We start from the raw sequence: 357 nt of genomic DNA, 5'->3' as shown, positions 1-357 counted from the left end.
GGGCGAGCTCCTCGGGGTCCTTGCGGATCAGGTAGTTGTCGGCGACCAGGCCCGCGCTGTGCACGATCCCGGTCAACGGCCCGTGATTGTCCGCGACATGGGCCAGTACGCGGGCCACCGCGTCCCGGTCGGCCACGTCGGCGCGCTTGTAGTCGACGGTGAGGCCGCCGGCGCGCAGGGCGTTCAGCTCGCGCCGCCGCTGCTCGTCCAGCGGCGACCGGCCGGTCAGGACCACGGTGGCGTTGCCCACCGAGGCGGCGATCTCCCTCGCCACGATCCGCCCGAGTCCCCCGGCGCCGCCGGTGATCAGGTAGACACCGCCGTCCTGCCACGGCGAGGCGACGGTGCCGGGCAGGC

1 protein-coding gene is annotated in these 357 nt (G+C 74.5%); it reads right to left on the bottom strand.

What is annotated here, in order from left to right; genetic code table 11:
- Positions 1-357 (bottom strand): SDR family NAD(P)-dependent oxidoreductase (locus UK12_RS33800; protein ID WP_045307043.1); only part of this gene is annotated, 357 nt, incomplete at both ends.

The organism is Saccharothrix sp. ST-888, assembly GCF_000955975.1.
Lineage (GTDB): Bacteria > Actinomycetota > Actinomycetes > Streptomycetales > Streptomycetaceae > Kitasatospora.
This window is presented reverse-complemented; position numbering and strand designations above follow the sequence as displayed.